The organism is Staphylococcus ratti, from assembly GCF_020883535.1.
Taxonomy (GTDB): domain Bacteria; phylum Bacillota; class Bacilli; order Staphylococcales; family Staphylococcaceae; genus Staphylococcus; species Staphylococcus ratti.
This window is the reverse complement of sequence record NZ_CP086654.1, coordinates 355,343-376,523: the sequence shown is the minus strand read 5'-3', so window position 1 is coordinate 376,523 and position 21,181 is coordinate 355,343. Positions and strand designations below refer to the sequence as shown.

Annotated in this window: 17 protein-coding genes; 6 read left to right on the top strand and 11 right to left on the bottom strand. The window is 35.7% G+C overall.

Going from position 1 to position 21,181, the window contains the following annotated elements; all coding sequences use genetic code 11:
* The first annotated feature begins 14 nt into the window (after nucleotides 1–14).
* Nucleotides 15–881 (top strand): SDR family oxidoreductase, encoded by an 867-nt coding sequence (locus LN051_RS01625; protein ID WP_229292893.1) that lies wholly within the window; start codon nucleotides 15–17, stop codon nucleotides 879–881.
* Between the two features lie 75 nt (nucleotides 882–956).
* On the opposite strand, the gene LN051_RS01620 is transcribed toward LN051_RS01625, so the two are convergent.
* Nucleotides 957–5,522, bottom strand: a complete 4,566-nt coding sequence (locus LN051_RS01620) for an Ig-like domain-containing protein (protein ID WP_229292892.1) — start codon at nucleotides 5,520–5,522, stop codon at nucleotides 957–959.
* 224 nt (nucleotides 5,523–5,746) lie between these two features.
* Here LN051_RS01620 and LN051_RS01615 point away from each other — a divergent pair, with 224 nt between their 5' ends.
* A complete protein-coding gene (locus tag LN051_RS01615; RefSeq protein WP_229292891.1) occupies nucleotides 5,747–5,956 on the top strand; it encodes a hypothetical protein in 210 nt (69 codons plus the stop codon).
* Between the two features lie 368 nt (nucleotides 5,957–6,324).
* Here LN051_RS01615 and LN051_RS01610 read toward each other — a convergent pair whose 3' ends face one another.
* Entirely contained in the window at nucleotides 6,325–6,792 is a 468-nt protein-coding gene (locus tag LN051_RS01610; RefSeq protein WP_229292890.1) for a hypothetical protein, read from the bottom strand.
* A 436-nt stretch (nucleotides 6,793–7,228) separates the two neighbouring features.
* On the opposite strand from LN051_RS01610, the gene LN051_RS01605 reads away from it, so the two are divergent.
* Nucleotides 7,229–7,843, top strand: coding sequence for a helix-turn-helix domain-containing protein (locus tag LN051_RS01605; protein WP_229292889.1), 615 nt, complete (start codon nucleotides 7,229–7,231; stop codon nucleotides 7,841–7,843).
* 121 nt (nucleotides 7,844–7,964) lie between these two features.
* On the opposite strand, the gene LN051_RS01600 is transcribed toward LN051_RS01605, so the two are convergent.
* The 3 genes from LN051_RS01600 to LN051_RS01590 form a co-directional block, all read right to left on the bottom strand.
* Nucleotides 7,965–9,182: a Bcr/CflA family efflux MFS transporter gene (locus tag LN051_RS01600; protein WP_229292888.1), complete on the bottom strand. Its 1,218-nt coding sequence runs from the start codon at nucleotides 9,180–9,182 to the stop codon at nucleotides 7,965–7,967.
* Nucleotides 9,183–9,452: 270 nt separating this feature from the next.
* Entirely contained in the window at nucleotides 9,453–10,355 is a 903-nt protein-coding gene (locus tag LN051_RS01595) for an alpha/beta fold hydrolase (protein ID WP_229292887.1), read from the bottom strand.
* A 114-nt stretch (nucleotides 10,356–10,469) separates the two neighbouring features.
* Nucleotides 10,470–11,888, bottom strand: a complete 1,419-nt coding sequence (locus LN051_RS01590) for a phosphate--AMP phosphotransferase (RefSeq protein ID WP_229292886.1) — start codon at nucleotides 11,886–11,888, stop codon at nucleotides 10,470–10,472.
* 410 nt (nucleotides 11,889–12,298) lie between these two features.
* Here LN051_RS01590 and LN051_RS01585 point away from each other — a divergent pair, with 410 nt between their 5' ends.
* Nucleotides 12,299–12,985, top strand: a complete 687-nt coding sequence (locus LN051_RS01585; protein ID WP_229292885.1) for a transglycosylase family protein — start codon at nucleotides 12,299–12,301, stop codon at nucleotides 12,983–12,985.
* Between the two features lie 181 nt (nucleotides 12,986–13,166).
* Here the strand turns inward: LN051_RS01585 and LN051_RS01580 are convergent, their stop codons facing one another.
* The 3 genes from LN051_RS01580 to LN051_RS01570 all read right to left on the bottom strand — a co-directional run bounded on the left by LN051_RS01580 (nucleotide 13,167) and on the right by LN051_RS01570 (nucleotide 16,066).
* Nucleotides 13,167–13,520, bottom strand: a complete 354-nt coding sequence (locus tag LN051_RS01580) for a GNAT family N-acetyltransferase (protein ID WP_229292884.1) — start codon at nucleotides 13,518–13,520, stop codon at nucleotides 13,167–13,169.
* A gap of 230 nt (nucleotides 13,521–13,750) precedes the next feature.
* On the bottom strand, nucleotides 13,751–15,076 hold the full coding sequence (gene lip / locus LN051_RS01575) for a YSIRK-targeted triacylglycerol lipase (RefSeq protein ID WP_420853983.1): 1,326 nt from the start codon (nucleotides 15,074–15,076) through the stop codon (nucleotides 13,751–13,753).
* Nucleotides 15,077–15,634: 558 nt separating this feature from the next.
* Nucleotides 15,635–16,066 (bottom strand): MarR family winged helix-turn-helix transcriptional regulator, encoded by a 432-nt coding sequence (locus LN051_RS01570; protein WP_229292883.1) that lies wholly within the window; start codon nucleotides 16,064–16,066, stop codon nucleotides 15,635–15,637.
* Nucleotides 16,067–16,199: 133 nt separating this feature from the next.
* On the opposite strand from LN051_RS01570, the gene LN051_RS01565 reads away from it, so the two are divergent.
* Both LN051_RS01565 and LN051_RS01560 read left to right on the top strand, forming a co-directional pair.
* A complete protein-coding gene (locus LN051_RS01565; protein WP_229292882.1) occupies nucleotides 16,200–16,820 on the top strand; it encodes a nitroreductase family protein in 621 nt (206 codons plus the stop codon).
* A 99-nt stretch (nucleotides 16,821–16,919) separates the two neighbouring features.
* A complete protein-coding gene (locus LN051_RS01560) occupies nucleotides 16,920–17,633 on the top strand; it encodes a GTP pyrophosphokinase (protein ID WP_229292881.1) in 714 nt (237 codons plus the stop codon).
* Nucleotides 17,634–17,677: 44 nt separating this feature from the next.
* Here LN051_RS01560 and LN051_RS01555 read toward each other — a convergent pair whose 3' ends face one another.
* From LN051_RS01555 to LN051_RS01545, 3 genes are all read right to left on the bottom strand, one after another.
* Nucleotides 17,678–18,238 carry a M23 family metallopeptidase gene (locus LN051_RS01555; protein ID WP_229292880.1) on the bottom strand — a complete coding sequence of 187 codons (561 nt, stop codon included), beginning with the start codon at nucleotides 18,236–18,238 and terminating at the stop codon, nucleotides 17,678–17,680.
* A gap of 272 nt (nucleotides 18,239–18,510) precedes the next feature.
* Nucleotides 18,511–19,347 carry a CHAP domain-containing protein gene (locus LN051_RS01550; protein WP_229292879.1) on the bottom strand — a complete coding sequence of 279 codons (837 nt, stop codon included), beginning with the start codon at nucleotides 19,345–19,347 and terminating at the stop codon, nucleotides 18,511–18,513.
* 783 nt (nucleotides 19,348–20,130) lie between these two features.
* Complete coding sequence (locus LN051_RS01545) at nucleotides 20,131–21,165, bottom strand: ferrated catecholamine ABC transporter substrate-binding lipoprotein SstD (RefSeq protein ID WP_229292878.1); 1,035 nt, start codon at nucleotides 21,163–21,165, stop codon at nucleotides 20,131–20,133.
* Nucleotides 21,166–21,181: the final 16 nt, after the last annotated feature.

Sequence of the window (21,181 nt, the reverse complement as noted above, 5' to 3'; positions counted from 1 at the left end):
ATGAGGTGACTACGATGGACTTACAAAAATTACATGATGAAATTAAAGGTTATACACAAGACACACAGCCAGGTTCTGAAAAAGATATGACTCCTAAACCTGTCTGCGAATTAGATAGTTATAAAGCAGCTGGTAAATTAAAAGGTAAGGTCGCGTTAATCACTGGTGGCGACTCTGGTATAGGACGTGCAGTAGCCATCCTTTTTGCTAAAGAAGGCGCAGATGTAGCGATTGGCTACCTTAATGAACATATCGATGCTGAAGATACTGTGAAACGACTTGAAGAACTTGGCGTTAAAGCCAAAGCTTATGCTCACGATTTACGAAAAGTCGATGAATCTAAAGTACTCATTGATAAAGTCATACATGATTTTGGACATTTGAACATTTTAGTAAATAACGGCGGCGTCCAATTTCCGAAAGATGATTTTGCAGATGTGACGCCAGAACAAATCCAAACAACATTCGAAACGAATATTTTTGGGATGATGTATTTAACGCAAGCGGCTTTACCACATCTTTCTGAAGGCGACAAAGTAATTAATACTACAAGTGTTACTGCCTATCGTGGATCAGATCATTTAATTGACTATTCTTCTACTAAAGGGGCTATCGTTTCCTTTACACGATCACTTGCCACATCGCTAATGGAAAAAGGCATTTACGTGAATGCTGTGGCGCCTGGACCTATATACACACCTCTTATTCCTGCTACTTTTGACAAAGACAAAGTCGAAAATCAAGGTGGCGAAACACCTATGGGTCGTCGTGGTCAACCAGCAGAACTTGCACCTTCTTATGTCTTTTTAGCTTCAACAGATAGTTCTTACATGACAGGGCAAACACTCCACTTAAATGGCGGAGATTTCTTAACATCTTAATGAAATTATTTTAAAAGAAAAACAGAGTGAAATCTTAATATGAGATTTCACTCTGCTTTTTGTTATGGTTTCAATTTACTTTGACGCTTTACGTCGCTTTAATGCGCGAACGAGTAATGGAACACCAAGTAATGATAATAAGATACCGACTTTAGTTGTTTCTACTTGTTGACCAGTTTCCGGTAACTTTTCTGCTTGTGTCACTGATTTGGAGTCAACCATCGTACGTTGTTGCACCATTATTCTTTTCGTCTTACTTAACATTTCATTTTGACTATTTACATTTCTAGTTAACTTTGATGCTTCATTTTCAATTGTGCTTTGCGAACGATTCAAACGTATCGAGCTAGGCTCATATACTTCATGATTGAAGTTGTCAATCGTAGATATTACTGGCGACACTCCATTATGCTCTTTATATCCCAATGAAGCTTCGGGTGCCTCTTTTTCTACCTTTGTATCTGTTTCACTTGGTTCTACCAGCACTTCTCCTGTTCCTTCCTCTATCTCTGGGGCTGGTTCACTTGGCTCTACCGGTACTTCTCCTGGTTCTCCCTCTATCTCTGGGGCTGGTTCACTTGGCTCTACCGGTACTTCTCCTGGTTCTCCCTCTACCTCTGGGGCTGGTTCACTTGGCTCTACCGGCACTTCTCCTGTTCCCTCCTCTATCTCTGGGGCTGGTTCACTTGGCTCTACCGGTACTTCTCCTGTTTCTTCCTCTACCTCTGGGGCTGGTTCACTTGGTTCTACCGGTACCTCTCCTGTTCCTTCCTCTATCTCTGGGGCTGGTTCACTTGGCTCTACCGGTACTTCTCCTGGTTCTCCCTCTACCCCTTGCTCCTCTTCTTTGAATTTTACAATCACTACTGTAGGTTCAGAAGAATTGTGATGAGAATCTGTTGCCACTACAATAAGTTCATCTTTGTCTGTCAAACGAATATTTTCAGGAATTGAGATTACAAAACGTCCCTCTTCATTTGTTTTACCTTCTAATATATCCCCGTTTGACATTGTGATCGTGATAATACTATACGGTTCACTCGTTCCACTTATTTCACTTTCGCCTTCCGTCACTACATTCACTTGTGGTGAAAGCGGTGGCGTTGTATCTACTACATAAATATAAGTAGGTTGTGAGCGGTTATTAGACGCATCATATTCAAACACCTGAATAACATCACCCACTTTTAGCTTCTCATAGGATTCGTATGGTACCCCTATCATCCAAGTACCCTTTTTCCCTACAAGTGTTTTATCAATTTGACCGTCTGGAAAACGCACTAAGATTTGATTGTGATGGGCTTCTCCTGTCCCTCTTATAATGCTTTTGCCGTATTCTAAATTCGTTGCCCCTGGTGGATTTGGGGGAATAGTATCTATCACTTGTACAGACATTGATCCCGATGTGTTGCCATTGGCATCTTCAGCATATACAGAGATACTTTCCCCTAGCTGCAGTGGGGCTGGCGCTAACACCGACCATACACCTTGTTCTGAAGCTACCGTCTCAACAACTTGTCCATTAGCAAATGTGATGAATACTTTCACACCAGGCTGTGCAGAACCTTTTATATTTTGACTTTTAGCTTGCGGGATAAAAATGTTTGGTATATTCGGCGCAATCGTATCAATCACTTTTGTCGTCACTTCTGGAGCGTCTTGTAAGCCTTCTAGCGTCGCTTGAACATACACGATATCATCCACTTTTAGCGGTGTTTCTGTTGGTATCGTAATGCTCCAGCGTCCCTGCTCGCTTGTCTTAGTTGTATAGCTTTCTCCGGCTGGTAACACGATAGTAATCGTCGCATTTGGCGTAGCAGTACCATAGACGTATCGTTGATCTAGTTGTACAGGCTGCACTTTTGGCGCTGCTAATTGTCCCACTTCTAAATAAGGTGATAACATTTCACGTAATCGTTTTTCATCATCGCGATTTGTATATTGTATACCTTGCGCAATGCGATGCAGTTGTACACGATAATCACGCTCTGGATATGCATCCATTCGTGCAATCATATGTTGAATATCTCCTTCTAACATTGCAACATAGCGTGATTCTGCATCAGCTTCCGTTTCATTATTTACAATAAAACCTTTGTCCGTTAACGTGTAAGTAACCGTTTGCATCCTTTCATCTGGCATTGCTAGACGTTCACCATTTTCCATGCGAATGACTTGTCTTCTTGATTCTGCTTCTCTGTGCATTACCGTAATCGTATCCCCATAATTCATAGTGAACGTTTGTTGCTCCTCTGATAAACGTTCATTTCCTAAAAATGATTGGTCTCGTAATACCTCTCCTTGTTGTGTTCGAATTGTCACATGCGCATATTCTTGTTCCCCAAAATAAACGTGAGGTTGCCCATTCGTATGTCGATAAATCACTTCTTTTGTAGCAGGATGATATGTGATTGATGATACAAGATTGTTGCCTAAACCTTTAATCGCAATTTGTTGCGTTACATTCGTTTGAGTCCCTTCTAATTCAGGATAATTTAACGTCACACTATTCTCACCTGACTCACGCACTACCATATACGCGTAATCCGGGATGGCAAGTGTTGTTGATGACGGTGCAAGGACTTTGTATACTCCTGCTCTCACATGGTTAAAAACCGCTTCTCCATTAATCACTTCTGCTTCAGCAACAATATCTTTGCCATCTTTTAACAACACTTTAGAATGCGGTGCCAATTGTTGGCCATTTAAGTTAAGTGTGACCGTAGCAGGTGCCTGAATGACTGTATCTTTAAGGTCCGATGATTTTACGAGTTCATAAATCGTTTTAAGATTTAGACGTTCCACATATTTTTGACGTTCTGCTTCATCGCTTATTAACATCGCAAGTGGATAAACATAACTGTTGTTATATTGATTTAAACGCTCTTTAAGTTGAGGTGATGTTGGAATATGATATAAATCAAAATAAGCTAGGCCATTTGCACCATTTTCAGCTAATAAATACTCCCCTAACCATCTTGGTACGTCTGCCGGGAGGCCTTCTGTTGCAGATTGTTTACGGATATGTTGATACATATGACTCAATGCATCAAATCCTGTTAAACGCGTCATACGTGTCACAAAATCTAATTTTTCTTTAGCGTCTAAACTATTAAAATTGAACGCTTTTGAACTAGAAAAGTATTTTTCATGAATTCGCTTTTGTAATGCTTCTGCGTTATTTTGATATAACCAGTCACTTCCGAGCTTTTGGACAGTTTGTTCATACTGATGTGCCAAAACATTGTTAATGACTTCAATCAACTGCACATTGTTGTCTCTTATCATTACGCCGTCATAACCGTGACCAATTTCATGTAAAATAAGCCATCCTTTATCTAAATAACCGTAGACAGATGGGCCGTTCATCCCCATATGGTCTCCTGACCAATAAGCTAAACCAAATCCATGTTTATTCGCTGTCGTAAAATATTTATGTCCTATGTTATAGTTGACGGATTGTGGGTCATCGTTTAACCCTACCCACTGGTCGTAATGTGTAATAACATCATCATAATACGTAATGAATTCATCTAAATTTTTAAATCCATATTTAGAGGTGTTCGTTTTCATTGCCAATACTCGGTCTCGATCAACACGCGGTATTAAAATTGCATGTTTTTCTCCGTCTACAAAAGCATAGCTTGCATCTTGATCCACCCACTGTGTCTCAAAGGTTTCTTGGTTTTGACCTTTACGATACGTCGGCAAAGCTTGAAAATGGTTATTTTCAACATAAAATTCAACCAAAGGCTCCGAACTTAAACCTCTCTGCAAATAGATAAACGCTGCACTATCAACACTCGTCTCGATATTTGTACAAGAACCATCACGTGGGACGACCACTGTTTTATTCGTCACACCATCGTCAGTCATTAAATTCACGCGTACATCAGATTCATTCGTTGATTTCGCTTGGCGTATATATACTTTCGTATCTGCTGGCACGATAACACCTAAGCTTTCACGACCTTGACTATTTCCTCTTCCCATACCAATCGTTTGCGCTACTTTTGAATCCGGCAATACTGGAATGGATTTTTGATACACGTTCTCTTTAATACCTTCTACAGTGATCTGTTTTGTATTCGCTTGAGGTGCAGGCGCATTTACAGGTGGAACGCCGTTAACGTCACTGGTTGTTCTAAATTGCGAAGCCACTTCTTGTTGCTTAGGTGTTGCCGTTTTGACAGTCGATTGGACACGATCTAAGCCTACTTCCTCAACTGTTGCAGATTTCGTTTCTTGAGATGACGGCGTTACTGTAGAAGATGTAGGCGTGTCATCTGATTTTATTTCAGAAGTTTCTTTGCTATTTTGTTCTGTAATATGCGCTTGTACTGCTTCCGCTGGATAATCTGCTGTTTCACTAACTTCGTTGGGAACTACATCATCTGCTAACGCTTCTGTTGAAGATTTAATATACTCATGACTTGTCTCAGATGGTGCATCAGCCATTCCTTGTCCATATCCTTCCGACTGACTAGATGCCTTTGCTTCAACTTCCGCTGCTTTTATTTGATCTGCCATGCTTAAATAAATGAAAGTGCCAAACAGCACTGACGCAATCCCAACATTTAATTTGCGTATTGCATATTTTTGACGTTTTTGTAAATGCTTTGTCTGCTCATGAATTTCCAAATATGCCAACTCCTTTAATATTTTCATCAATATAGTTTTAATAATTATATAGCATCAAGCAGCCAATCGCCACATCAAAAGCAATTTCACAGTTGATATTTTATATTCAACAACCTCAATTATCTGTCCAACCTAGGTTTGACTCGCCACTCTTTCTTGAGACTCATGCTTTATTTTTAGTCAATTGCTACGCTATATATATAATCTTTAAAGGATGTGAAGATATGAAAACCCTTCTTCGAGCTGGCATTGCTATCGTCATCATTGTAGGCGTTACACATTATCTAGAAAATCCACGTCATTCAGCACAATTCACACATTATAAAAACGAAATTTTGCAAAGTCGTGTCGCTCAAACGTTACAACAGTTACCTATCATTCAAAATATGAATCAGTTCGAACTGCGCAACGTGATTCCATATGATGCGCTATAAATAAACATAAAAATAGGGTGGACGACGAAACCAATAAGTTTTCGTCATCTCACCCCGATTCTTTATTTAGACTGAGAATTATATCCCACTTTTATTAAGGGTTTAGAGGCTCAACGTCCACAAAGCAATAAAGATTAACTGAACATTTTTACAATGAGTGTTGAAATGATTTTATAAACCAAAAACAAGATACTGACTTTAACTATAAATATAATTACAAATATGGCTATTTCACCGGCACTTTGCATATTAACAAAAGAGGTAGAAGAAGTGCTAAATGCTACAAACATTAAAGCTACAAATAGACTAAACCAATAGCTTGTTACCATTTCAGTTATTTTCATAGAATCACCCTATTAAAAATATTTTCACAAATGGCCATTTGTAGAACAATAATCATCAAAGGCTTCCCATTTACCTTTGTTGGACTGACAAGTTTTTTTAATTCCATAATTCATTATTTCATCAAGTAATTTAGTTGCTACTGCACCACCTATTACACCTAGTACTGCCGCTAGTGCTGGAGCTATGCGAGTAGATGGCCCTTCGTTTTTATTTGAGTTTAAATCAGGTTTTAAGCCTATCTGTTGGTTGAATTTTTCTATTTGTTCTTCATTCATACTTTCGAAGTATATTTTTAGATTTTCTGCTTGATTTTGGGTTAACCCATTATTTACGGCATATTCTGTATTAAAAGCATATTTTTCATTTTGAATATCATATCTAAGAGAATTTTGTATTGTATTTATTTGCTTTTCATTAATTGAATTACTATGCGCATGAGTTGGGTCACTGAATGTACCGAAAAAAGCAATAATAAGACTTAAAGTCAACAAAAAAATTTACCAAATAAAATTTCCCTCATTTTAATACCTACCTTTATTTAGTTTTACCCAAACTAAGTTTCGATAAACTTAATAAAGGGATATGAAACACGTATTTTGATAATAAGGGTATCTGATTCAAAGCAACTTTTGGCTAAAAAAGTCAGGAAATTGCTTTATACAATTTATATGGACAAGTATCCTGAGAAAAAGCACCGTGGGTCTTTTGAGATCTACGGTGTTTTGGTGTGCCACAAAATCTATGTCCTGTTAGCCTGTTAATATAGTACTGTCATGTTAAAATGTTATTAATCTATACTTTTTTCTAACTTTACAGTAGCTCCAATTTTTACTTTCGCCTGACTGTCAGGACGCTGTCGTCTAATTGTCAGGGTACTGTCGTCTGATTGTCGTGGTTCTATTTTAAAGAAGGAGATACAATTAATTTATGAATAATTCATTGGTTTCAAAAATTAGAAAAGAAAATTCTTTCACACAAGAGAACTTAGCAGAAATGTCACATGTGACTGTGAGAACTATACAAAGAATAGAGGCAGGTGAAGATGTAAGTAGGGAAACATTAAAAAGTGTTTCTAATGCTTTAGGTGTAACAGTTAGTGATTTGTTTGAATCTGTTGATTCGTTCGAGAAGGAGGTTGAATTAATGGAGTATTCTAAAGAACAAAAAAAGGAATTGGATTTTAGAAAATATGAGAAAAAGTCTTTCGAACTTTTTTCAATTGGAATCGCTGTTTTACTTTTAGGTTCCTTTGGACTTTTGATTAATACTTTGAGTCAAAGTTTACAGCCAGTTTTTGGTATTTTGTGGTTATTCTTGTTTTTTATCCTCTTAGGAAGTATTAGTTATTTTTTAAATATTTTCTTAACGAAAAAGCTAGATAGAAAATATCCTAAAACTGTGGGGATACCAGAAAAAAGTGGCCTTCCAAAAGAATTTATGGATAAGATATTAAATTTAGTGCTTAAGAAGTGGTGGGTTGTATTAATTGTTTTAGTGATATTAGTATCTTTAATTTTATATATTATTTTGCAGATATTCTGACGGATTTGAAACATGTGAAAGCGCGTTTCTTCTTGTGTTGATAATAAGGGTAACTATTCCTAGCGGGAGTAGTTACCCTTAAATTTTTAATATATCTTGTTTCAAAGCTCTTTTTTCTAATTTACAACAGAACTTTATGTTTTAAACGATGATATGTGAAATGGCCGAATGTAAGAAGTAAGATAATCGTCATACCTAAAACCATGCTGTAAGGTATCACACTTTCAGCACCTTGAATGCCCACTAACGGTGCGACGGCACTTCCTAAAATAAATTGGAATAACCCTAGTAGACTAGAAGCACTGCCACTACCACCTGTACGCATTTGCATTGCTAATGCAAATGCAATCGGTCCAATCGCTGTCACAGGTGTGACAGTTAAAAATAGAGTTATCACAAGTAAAGGCAACGGTAGATGGTACAATAACACGATAATCGTCATTATAGCTCCAACGACTTGTATCATTAAAAAGAGTGTTAGAACGTGCAATTGTGACATTTTACGTAAGCACAAGTTTGAAGCTTGACTCGACATAATTAAGCCAATACCAATAATGACCATTAAAAAGCTAAATGATTGTGGTGATACGCCATAAACATTTTGAATAATAAACGGCGCTCCGGCACCATAACTAAAAATGATCATATAAGTTACGCCTTGTAACAACATTGGTAAGACAAACGCAGGTGTTTTTAACAAATGCCCGAAATCCTTGAATACTACCGAGAGTTTGGGGGCTTTCGTTTGGCTTTGTTGTATGGATTTCATATATGGATGACCTGCTACAGAGGCAAACAATACAACGCCTATAGCTGCTAACGCAAAGAAAATATATCGCCACGTTCCGACAGATAATAAAGCCGCATTCGCAAGTGGTGCTAAAATCGAAATGGTACCATTCACTACCATTAAAGCGGTAAAGAAACGACTTAAGTGCTCACCTTTAAAACTCTCACCTGCGATAGCACGCGCAATAACAATTGAACCACCCCCAGCAAGACCTTGAATAAAACGTAATACTAATAATACAAAAACGGAAGTACTTAGCGCACTCAATAATGATGCCACAATCAATAGCGCTAAAATACTTAGTGCCAATTTCCGACGCGAGACGCGATCCGCCATAACTCCAAAAATAAATTGACCTAACGCAATACCAATCATTGCTATCGATAACGTCAATTGCGTTTGAGACGTTGACGTCATTAAATCCGCTTGAACTAAAGGTAAAGCTGGACTATACATATCAGATAATAGCGGTCCAAATGCGGTCATCGTACCTAACAATATAATGAATAAAATTGGCATTGGTTTTGCGTTGTTTTCAGTTTCTCTCATACAAATTTGCCTCGCTTCTTTCGTAACAATTTTAACTATTGTAACATATTCTATTTCCACAGTTTCCCAAATATAGCGAGAAATCGAATGTCGTTAATATACCAATACTCTATTTTAACAACCCTCATTTTCACTGTTGATTTTTTGGGAAAATCCATAATATTTAAAACGATGTTCTTAATTATTAATAGCATTATACCTTGCTATTAGCGTTTTTTAAACAAAAACAATACCCACTTTTTAGGCGGGTATTGTTTTATATTATGCGCATTATTCTGTTTCGTGAGTCGTTGGTTGCGGCATATTTAACCATGCATTGATATTATGTTCAATGCTTCCAAGATTCTCACCCATGCCCTTATCTAAAACGCGTAAGAAATCAAGATGTCCCACTTCTGGATAAATAATCGACTTCACTTCAGCGTTTCTATTTTCAAATTTTTGAATCGTCATCGCTGAGTCTTTGTTTGGGAAAATAACATCATCTTCACCTAACAAAAACAACACTTTTGGCATGTGTTCAATTTTATCTATATCTTCCAAATAATCCGCTTTTAATGTGTACATTAAATCCGTAATCATCGCATCGACTGGTGCTAAATATTCGGTGAAATTAAATTTATCCGTATGTTTTTTAGAGACGCCTTGTTCTAATATAAACTCAGGGATACTTTTAATCATGCCATCTTGATGATCCGGTTTAATATCTTTAATTAATTCATAAAATAACTTTGTAACTCGTAATTCTTTATAATCGATTTTTGCTGCGCTATTTAAATAAATCAAATGTGTAATTGGTAGCGTATTGTAGCCCGCAAGCTTCGTCGCTATAAGGCCTCCCATAGAATAGCCAATCATTGCTATACGTTTAACGTTACTATGTTGTATTTCTAACTCTAACGCTTCATTAATACGTGTCGCATAGTCTTCTAAATTGTGGTCTGCTCTCGTCAACGACGTACTTTTTCCACGACCTGGGCTATTAATAAATATTAGTTTAGTATGATGAAGATATTTGGCAAATACTGTCATAATTTTGTAGTTCATTATTGCACCGTGTAACAGCACAATCACATTTTCAGAATCGTTATCTCCTATAGTGACCATTTCTAAAACATCATCACCGTGTTGAGATAATTTAACAGTATATGGCTCGTAATGATTAAATAACATGAATGCTCCTCAGTCTCTCTTCTTACTTTTCTCTCACACAAAGTTCGTGCAAATTATTCATCTATTATTATAGTAGAAAATCGTCAAAATTGCATAAGTCATAAGCCGTATTTTTTAATAACGTTGAACGCCCCATAACTTTTCTTCACATTTTTGAATAATATATTTCAAAACTTCAATACGCGCTGATTTTTTATGATCAGCAGGTACAATTAGCCAGGGGGCATGTGGTTGATTTGTCTTCGTAATCATATCGTGACTTGCTTCAAGATAAAGGTCCCATTTTTCTCTATTTCGCCAGTCTTCTTCTGTGATTTTCCATTGTTTATCTACATTTTCCTCACGATCCTTAAATCGCTTTAATTGCTCATCCTTATCTAAAGTTAGGAAAAATTTCAGCACAATCGCGCCTTCGTTAACCCACATTTTTTCAAATGCATTGATTTCTTCATAAGCTCTAGACCATTCCTCTTTTGAAGCAAATCCTTCTACACGTTCAACAAGTACACGTCCATACCAACTTCTATCAAATATCTCAATGTGACCGCTTTTCGGCATGTCTTTTGCAAAACGCCATAAATAATGATGATTTAATTCCACATCTGTCGGTGCGCTGATGGCGTTAACTTCATATCCAGTCGGGTCAAGGTATTCTCTCACTCGTTTAATATTTCCCCCTTTGCCGGCTGCGTCCATCCCTTCATAAACTAAAATGAGTGGAATTTTACGCTCATATAATGCAAATTGTAACTCTCTCAAACGCAGTTGTAATGCCAACACTAAGTCTTCATACTCTTGCTTTTTAACTTTTTGAATATCTACATTAAATAAATCTGTTTCAAAGTTTTTCGCAAAATCCCCTGCTTTTTCATATGTTCGCATTTTATGTTGTTGAATGGCTTTTTCTAAGCGCGCAATAAAGTGTTCATACATCTGTTGAATCGCATGATCTCGTTTTGTATAATCAATCACTTTCCACGCTTCGTCAAGGATAGCCTCGAATTCTGCTTTGTACGTATCCGTCGGAATCACTTGTTCATATTCTTGTGCTTTCCAATTCGTTAGTGGATTTTCTTTCATTTGATTAATATGTTCTTGACGCTTTTCTTCATTAATTTGGATATAGAATTTAATGATTTCATGCCCATCTTTTTGAAGCATAGTTTCAAACGCATGAATTTCATCTTGAAGCTTACTATAATCTTTCAACGTATGCTTTTTAATTTCATGAATTTTATAATCGATAAAATGCGCATACCAACTTCTAAAATAAATGTTAATATGGCCTTTTGACGGTAACGTGTTCCAGAAATTTTGTAAAAACTGGAATCGTAAGTCATGTTCCGATGGTGTTTTAGTTGCAATAAATTGTGTGTATTTTGCATCTAACGTAAGCAACAAATCATTCGTCAATCGCGTTTTCCCAGATGCTGGTACGCCTTCAAATACAATCATCACTGGAATGCCTAAAGCGTGGCTTTCGCGTGTGAGTTTGGCAGCTTTAAGTTGTAATGCTTCGATTTTTTTGTTCATAAAAATTCACCTCGATTAGTCTCATTATACGATTAATAAAATCCCCATATCAATTTCTATTTTAAATCCGCGAAAATCACTATAGATTTCATTTTAACGTCGTCATCTAAATTACATTTAGATGAAGCAATGTAATATTTGTAATATTTATGCCTTTCATCTCAATTTTCTGATAAATAATACAAACTCGACAGTAGCCCTTTCTAAAAGAATATTTAAATAAAACATTTTTCAAAACTAATAACAAAAACATTACATAGCATTATTTTGAAATACCTTCGTAATCTTTTGTTATCTACTCGTAATTTACATATGTGTCATAGCCTGTTAGAGTGTGATTGTTGAAATTTTTAGCTAAGCAAACTTTTGAAAATGAAAATATAAAAAATTATTTTGGAGGACTTATAGTTATGAAAAAAACATTATTAGCATCATCATTAGCAGTAGCAATCGGTGCGACAGGTGTCGCTGCACATACAACAGACGCTCACGCGAGTGAAGCAACTCAAACTTCAATCGACAAAGCGGCTTTAGCTCAAAAAGCATTAAACAATGACCAATCATTAAATGAAGCGCCAGTTCATGCAGGTGCATACGACTACAAATTCAACTTAAAAGGTACAAACTTCCACTTCTGGTCAGATGGTACTTACTTCGGTTGGGCTTATAATGGTTACACTGGACAAGCTGCAGTAGCTCAACCAGCTCAAGTACAAGATGTGGCTGTTCAAGCATCTCAACAATCAGAACAAAATACAGCAGCTAGCGTTCAATCTAACAAACAAGCTTCTACACAAGCTCCAGCTGCAACTCAAGCACCAAAAACAGCTCAAACATCTACAAGTGGTTCAGGTGTAAACAGCCACTTACAATTAATCAAACAACGTGAATCTGGTGGCGACTACAGCGCTGTTAACCCATCATCAGGTGCTGCAGGTGCTTACCAATTCTTACCATCAACATGGAATGCAGTAGCGCAACAAGTTGACCCATCATACGTTGGTGTTAACCCAGCTCAAGCTCCAGCAGCTGTTCAAGACAAATTTGCACAACACTTATACAACACAGGCGGCGCAGGTCACTGGGTAACTGCATAATATCATAAATTACTCAAATAGAGGAGGAAGTATGTCCTCCTCAAACAAAGAACCGATAAAGTAAAGTTTACTTTATCGGTTCTTTTTATTTACATAGCTCTAGAAAAGTCACAACACTTTTTCTAAAATGATTAAATCTACACATTGAATATCGTTTTCGAAAATGGCTTCTGAATAATGATCAACAAAATAATTTTTGATAAAAAGCTAATTGGTTGATACTTGAATTTCCTGTTCCTAACGTTACTTTCTCATAATTTCTCTTTTTTAAAATGTTAAAGATGTGCTTCATTAGTATTTTTCCAAGTCCTTGATTTTGATATTTAGATTTTATACTGATGTTTAAAACTTCCACCTCTTTAGGTGAGCGCGCCTTCAATAATAGAACTTCTTTTATTGCTTCATTATCTTTCAACACATAATGTTCTGACGTATGATAGTCACACATTACTTTCTCTTTATCTGGATTAGCTTGTAATAATAAAGTCAAAATTTCTTCATTCCCACTCATATTATCACTTTTCATAATTTCCATTTTCAAACCCCTTTGTCTCGTTTTTTATAATGTAATGTTAGAACAATATACTTTACACTTTCTCCCACTTTAAAATACGCTACAATAAAAAAAGCCTGTAAACCCTTAGAGGGTTACAGGTCTCACATCATCATTTAAGAAAATAAAGTCATTAAAATTTTCAAAAATGAAGTAATTAATTGGAACATATCTCCTGCCATTGCTTTCACTCCTGATCATTAGTATGATTTCTATTCTGTTATCTTTTCACTTTGAACTAAATCTTCGGCTATCTTATGCCAGAACTTTTGTAACTCTTCACGTGTACGCGCAGTGTCACTACTATCTTGACCTACAAAATCCACATGATCCCAATCGTGCATTGTAGGTGTCACTTGCCATACACCTTTTTTATTTTTATCAGTGGCTTTAACGTAAGGTTCATTAAACGGATATTGGGAAGAAATAACAGAAATAATTCCGTCATTTTCACGCCATTCTTTTTCTGGCACTTTTCCAATAACGTTAGCAAGTATCGTCAACGGCAAGAACATATTGAGATCTGCTTTTTGTCTGCCGGTAAACGTATTGTGCGTTGCTTCGCCCGTATATGATTTATAAACAATATTCGGGTTAATGGACGTTCTACGGTTTAAGTCTGACGAACCTTCACGAGTTAAATCATAAAGGCTGTTATCTTTTGTTTTCCATATTTTTGATTTCTCAACACGATCACAATACGCATCATAAGATTCATTCGGCTTTTGTTTTAATCCCCATTGAGTAAGACCAAAATCTACTCTAGAATCTTTATTGCCAAACCTTTTGCCGATTTCCATTACAACTTGACGCATAAAGGCTTCATTGCCTATCAAATCAGAAGCATGCGACCCGTTATGTGGCGTGCCAAGCGTTGTAATCGTTGAAATCATATTATCGGAACCACCTTTAAAGAGTGGCGCGACTTCGCCTCCATGTGCTTTGTGATACGCTACTTCTTCAGGATTACCTTTTCTGAGCAACGTTTCGAGCTGTCGAATCGTTTGGCCTCCCATACTATGTCCTACAAAATGGACTTTTTTACCGGGCTTCCAATCTTTATACACACCTTCGTATGTTTTACCATAGCGTGAATGACCATATTTTGCTGCATGGGCAGCGCCATAGTCTACACGTCCACCTTTAAGGTAGTAATATAATTCCACTGCACGATCATAGTTACTTCCAAAAGCACTCACACTTGCTTCATGAGCTTCATAGCCATTTTGTTCTAAATCTTGGCGAATATTCATTTTATCGCCACCCCAATAGTGGGAAAGTAGAGCAGGACGATTATCATCCATAAATCCTGTAATACCGTGAACTAAAATAATAGGATCACGATTCTTTTTCGATGTTGCATTATTATGAGATGCTGTGATGTTTTGTATATTTTGATTATGAACTGCTTCATTTGAAGAAGCATCACGATGTGTTTGAACATTTGTTTTTTGTGGTGCAGGTTGCTGTTCAGCTGCTTGAGCATAACTCCCCTGTGCAAAAAGCGATTCAGTAATCAAGAGTGTTGATGCAACCATACTAAAAATTCTGATACGGTTTTTTCTATTTCTCGCCATCATAAACTCCTTTAAATTTATCTTTTAAAATGTCAAAGTATTACCTAAATGAATATATTAATCAATATTCTAGGAATAAAACCGAAAAGTTTGATAAAAAGGGCTTTTAAATATTCCATAGCAATTCTCCTTTCTGCCATATTGATCATAATGTTCCATATGGCATTAAAAAATTAAATTTTTAGAATAACTCTGAAAATAAAAAAAATAATGACTTTTGTGCTTAAAAGATTATCCTAACTTCACAAATTTGTCAATATTTTTTAAATAATTATAATAAGTGTATAAAGATTTGATGTGTATGGAATGTTTTATTTATATAGTAATTTATAACACAAAAAAATTCTGTATATTATCTTTGAATCAAAGTTTAAAAGGACCTAACCTAAAACATAAAAGTTGAGTTTTATTGATAATAGGCCTAAAAATATCAAACAAAAAACCATTAAACTCCAATATGAAGAAGCTTAATGGTTTAATGTGAAAAGTTCTGTAAGTAATAGTTTTTTTCCACTTATATTATTCAAAATTATTTTTGATAAAACGGTCAAGAATGCTAACAAGTTGTTCCATATCGTCGCCTTCAAACTTGAGTTCTTTATATACTTCATCGGTGACTTTATATAAATATTCTTGTACTTCTGCACCTTTATCTGTTAAAGAAATGTTGAGATTGCGTTCATCGTCTTCATTACGTACTTTTTGTACTAATCCTTTTTGATCAAGCTTTTTAATTAGTGGTGTTAGTGTACCAGAATTCAAATAAATTCTGTTTCCTAATGTTTTTATATTAACAATTTCATTAGGTTGAATTGATTTTAATGTAATATATGATGTATAGGTCAAATCATATGACTTTAAGTGTGTCGCATACTTTTTAATAACTTCTTTAGAAGCGACATAAAATAAAAAACAAAGTTCACTTTTTAAGTCATCATGTTTTAATGCCATAATTTTTCCCCCTTGATTTCTTTGTTACAGTATAACACTTTTTTCTTGATAGACGCAGAAGTGTTACATATAATTGGATAGAACTTGATTTAATTTAATTTTAAATTATTGCTTAAAGAGAGGGATATAGGGTATGAAAGAATTTAAAGAAGTGTTAGAAAGCCGTCGTTCGGTTAAACAATTTGATCCAAATGTCAAAATTCCACGTGAAGAAATGAAAGAAATGCTTGAACTAACTACTAAAGCGCCATCTTCTGTAAATATGCAGCCTTGGCGTTTTGTAGTCGTAGATACACCTGAAGGTAAAGCTGCGTTGCAACCCCTTGTTCAATTTAATACGCGTCAAAATGAAACATCTGCTGCAATGATTGTGCTTTTTGGAGATATGAAAAACTACGAATATGCAGACAAAATTTATGATGACGCTGTAGAGAGAGGATTTATGCCACAAGAAGTCAAAGATGTTCAGGTGGCTAAATTTGTTGAAATGTATGAAATTTTAGACCGTCAAGCGATGAATGATATTGTCAAAATTGATTGTAGTTTAGCAGCTATGCAATTTATGCTCGTCGCACGCTACTATGGTTATGATACAAATGCCATTGGCGGTTTTGATAAAAATAATGTTGCAGAAGTTTTAGGTCTCGACCCAGAACGTTATGTTCCTGTCGTCATGCTTGCTGTTGGGAAAGCAGCTGTTGAAGGACGTCCGTCTGTACGCCTTCCAATCGATGATGTAGTCTCTTTCCGTTAAATAATGATTTCTATTCAATCAACAATCCCCCGTATAACTACCAAATTTTTAATGAAAGTAGTACATTAGTAATGAGGATAGAAAGTACGGGGTGAATGTATGTTTGTAGAAAAAAATGTACCGATTAACATTGAAAACTTGAAAAATGAAGTGGCGCGTTATACGAATCAATCGGTTCAATCAGAAGACAACTTCGAACAAGTTGTTCAATTTATCAAATTAGAACATATATATGGAGCTGCTTTAGAGGAGATAAGTACTAAACTTCATATTTTGGATCAGGATTTCCAATTAAAAAATTCACATAATCCAATCCATCATATGGAGCGTCGTGTAAAAAAAATACCTAGCTTATTACAAAAATTAAAGCGTAAGGGACTGGAAATAACCGCTAAAACTGCCCAAACTCATATTATGGATATTGCAGGCATACGTGTCGTATGTAATTACATGAATGATATATACAATGTTGAACAATTATTGTTGCAACAAGCAGATATTAAGTTACTTAAACGTAAAGACTATATTCAGTATCCGAAAGCCAATGGTTATAAAAGCTTACACATTGTCGTCTCTGTTCCTGTTTTTCTAACCGATGGTACGATCGATGCCCCTGTTGAAATCCAGCTTAGAACAATTGGAATGGATATGTGGGCAAGTTTAGAACATCAATTGCATTATAAATCAGGAAATGTAGATAGAAATATTTATCGTCAAACTTTGAAAGAATGTGCGCTTGAAATTGGAGATGTTGAGCGTAAAATGGAACGTATTCATTTAAATATTCAACAAGATCAAATTAACGAACGCTAAAAAGTGTGTCCGATTATCTCAATATGCGAAATCGGACACACTTTTTAATTTAATTGATATAAACTGCGTTGTTTTTCAGGCAAAGTCTCAATAAAAGGTTCTGGATCCTCTGCAAAGCGATTTCCTATACCACCATGCATGCGCTGAAAGTGTAAATGAGGCCCTGTCGTTTGGCTTCCTGTATTACCTGATTTCGCGATAACATCACCAGCTTTAACACGCGCACCCGGTCGAACTTTAAATGTATTTAAATGCATATACCATTGATAATAAGGTTGATGAGCTTCTTTAATTTCTAAAACGTTACCTCCAAATTCATTTTTAAAGGTACGTGTAACAATACCATCGGTAGCAGCGAGTATATCTGTATTTTCAGGCAAACGATAATCTACACCGTAATGTCGATTGTCACCATTAAAACTCAAATCATGATTGTATGTGCCAAATCCATGTGTTTTGCGATCTTGACTGAAAATATGCTCCTCCGTAAAATCCTTTTGCAATGTACTCGTATACCTTTGGACACTATCAAAGTGTAGGATAAGAAAGCATATCATTAAAACAGTAAATATGAGCGCCAAAAGAATAGAAACATGTTTTTTCATGAAGCGCGCTCCTTTTCAAAAGTGTAAAAAACATTGTACAAAACTTCATCTTGAGTATCAACAAAGTTGCTCATCGGTCTATCCATCTACTATCTAAACAAAGAAGTTAGACATTCATATCATCCTAAAATAGTATGAAAAGAGCATCGCTCAGCAAGTCAGCCCGCTTGCGCATTAAAATTTTTCTCTACTCCCCTTTTAAATTCAGTATAAAAATAAGGAGTAAGAACATAGAAATGCTCTTACTCCTTTAGTTTATTTAAACTTATATCTTATTTGTAGATGTAGTTTTGTGAAGCAGCTTGGCTAGCTGATAAAGTACGTGATGTTACAACACCAGCACCGTGACCGTAGTTCATTTCTGATACTGTTACAGAACCGTTAGCACCAACGCTTTCAACGTATGCAACGTGACCGTAAGGACCTACAGAAGTTTGCATGATAGCGCCTGCTCTTGGTGTATTGTTTACTGTGTAACCAGCAGCACGTGCAGCGTTTGCCCAGTTATTTGCGTTACCCCAAGTGTTACCAATTCCGCCACCTACACGGTCATATACGTAGTAAGTACATTGACCAGCAGTGTAAAGGTTAGCGCCACCTTTTGAAGTAAAACGAACTGGTGTATTTGACACTGTTGAAGTAGCAGGAGCTGGAGCAGCAGTTGTTCTAGCTGTATAGTTATAGTTTGTAGTTGAAGCTGAAGGTGCTTCTACTGTACCTTGAGCGTTGTAAGTTGTGTATTCTGGTGTTGCAGCAGTTGTGTATGCAGTGTATTCACTGTTGTATCTTACAACTGGTGTAGCAACTGTATTGTAGTCTGTAGCGTAGCTATAGTTTGTAGCTTCGTTTGAGTAATAGTAGTAGTCATACACACCATTTTCATCATATGTGTAATATACGTATTGCATAGATGGGTTCCAGTTACCATCTAAAGTGTGGTGTTTGTTACCATTTTCGTCGATAGTTACATAGTCTTGAGTAGCTTCAGAATATGTTGTCGTGTATGCGTATGAAGTTGTGTTTTGTTCTGCAGCTTGTGCATCTTGTGCAGCAACTCCTAAAGTAACAAAGCCGAATGTAGCGATTGTAGCAGTAGTTAATTTTTTCATTATAAAAAGTCTCCCTATCTGAAATTTTAATATCGTTTTTCTATGTGCTTTATGCAATCCTCTAGAATCATAGCACAGATAAATTATAAGTAAACCCTTGTAAACATTTTTAAGTGTTTCTGTAACAGAACTGAAATAAAAGAAAACTTTTTGTCTCATTAATACTATTTTGGAAACATAAATTTATAAAAATTGGGGCGATAAATCTCGTCTTTTTGATGAGAATTTTCAAAAATATTAGACTTTAAATAGTGCTATGAAAGGAGAAGTTAATTTTAGAATAAATTTAAAAAAACAAAAAATGATTGATAAATTTATCGAATGTGCCTAATTCAGAATACGAGAAAATTTATTAAAGGTATGATAATTAAAATAACAACTATATAATAGAAAGAAAGCGTCACAAAAAAGGGAATATCTCTTATCGTTTTTGATTTCCACTTAATAATGGTCTACTGTTTCTCACGATATAAAGAGATATAAAAACACAAAAAAGCACATTATTTTTAGAAAATCTTCAAAACCCATTTTTAGTTTTTGATGACTCTTTTAAATATCCTTTACCAATTCACAGCAAAATACATCACTTAATGAAAAAAGTGATGAAAATAGCATTTCCTATACTTAATAAGTATCTACATAAGCCCATTCATGATTGAAAGCATACAAAAAAGCAATGCCACTTATTAAATCGTGACATTGCTTTAACAGTTTGAGTATTGTTGCGAGACGCCTCGAAAACCAATACGCATCTACGCTTCACACCTACATCAAATTCTGGTTTTATTTATCTAAATTCAATCCCTCTTCGATTTCTTCAATTTGTTCAATTGTTGTTGTTGTTGAACCTGATGCAAAGTACCAAAGTTTAGGATCTAATTCTAACACTTTATCATTTTTAATTGCTTTCACATTCTTAATAACGTCGTTACCTAATACTTGTTTTGCTGTTGATTTTTCACCAATTGCTTTTCCACGGTCCATCGCAAAAATGATGTCAGGATTTTTATCACTTACATATTCATTTGTAACGTTTTGACCATGGCTGCTTTTCTTAATGTTATTATCTGCTGGTTTGAAGCCAAGTGTATCAAATACAAGGTTACCGAAACGATCTCCAGCACCGAACGTAGATAATTCACCTTCATTTACTAAAAGGTACATTGCTTTAAGATTTAAGTTTTTCGTTTTTGCTTTTACTTCAGCAATTTTTTCATCTAATTCTTTGTTTAATTCTTTTGCTTTATTCTCTTTGTCGTAAATTTTACCAAGTTTCATTGTGTCGTCTTTCATTGATTCTACAAACTTGTCATTTTTAGCGCCCATGTATACAATTGGTGTGTTTGGTGCAGCTTTTTTCAATTCATCAATATTTTTTTGGTTTGCTGTACGTGCTGATAAATAAATAACATCTGGTTTCGCTTTAGCGACCACATCAAAATTAATTTCTTTTAATGACCCTGTATTTTGATATTTATCAGATTTAAAATCACCTAAGAAGTCTGGTAATTGAGCATTGCCTTCACCTTTAGGAAGTGCGACAACTTTGTCTTTAAGATCCATTTCTTCCATTGTTTTTAGTGCACCATAATCAAATACAACTGCTTTTTGAGGATTTTTAGGAACTTTAACTGTATCTGAATATGCTTTGTCTTCGCTACCATCATCAGCTTTACCACGTAATTTAAAATCGTTTTTTACTTCAACTGTTTCTTTAGTCTCACCCTTCTTAGATGAAGATGATTTATCTTCATCATTACCACAAGCGACTAATACAAATGCAATCGCAACCATTAACAATAAACCTAATTTTTTCATGTTGCCCTCCTAATAT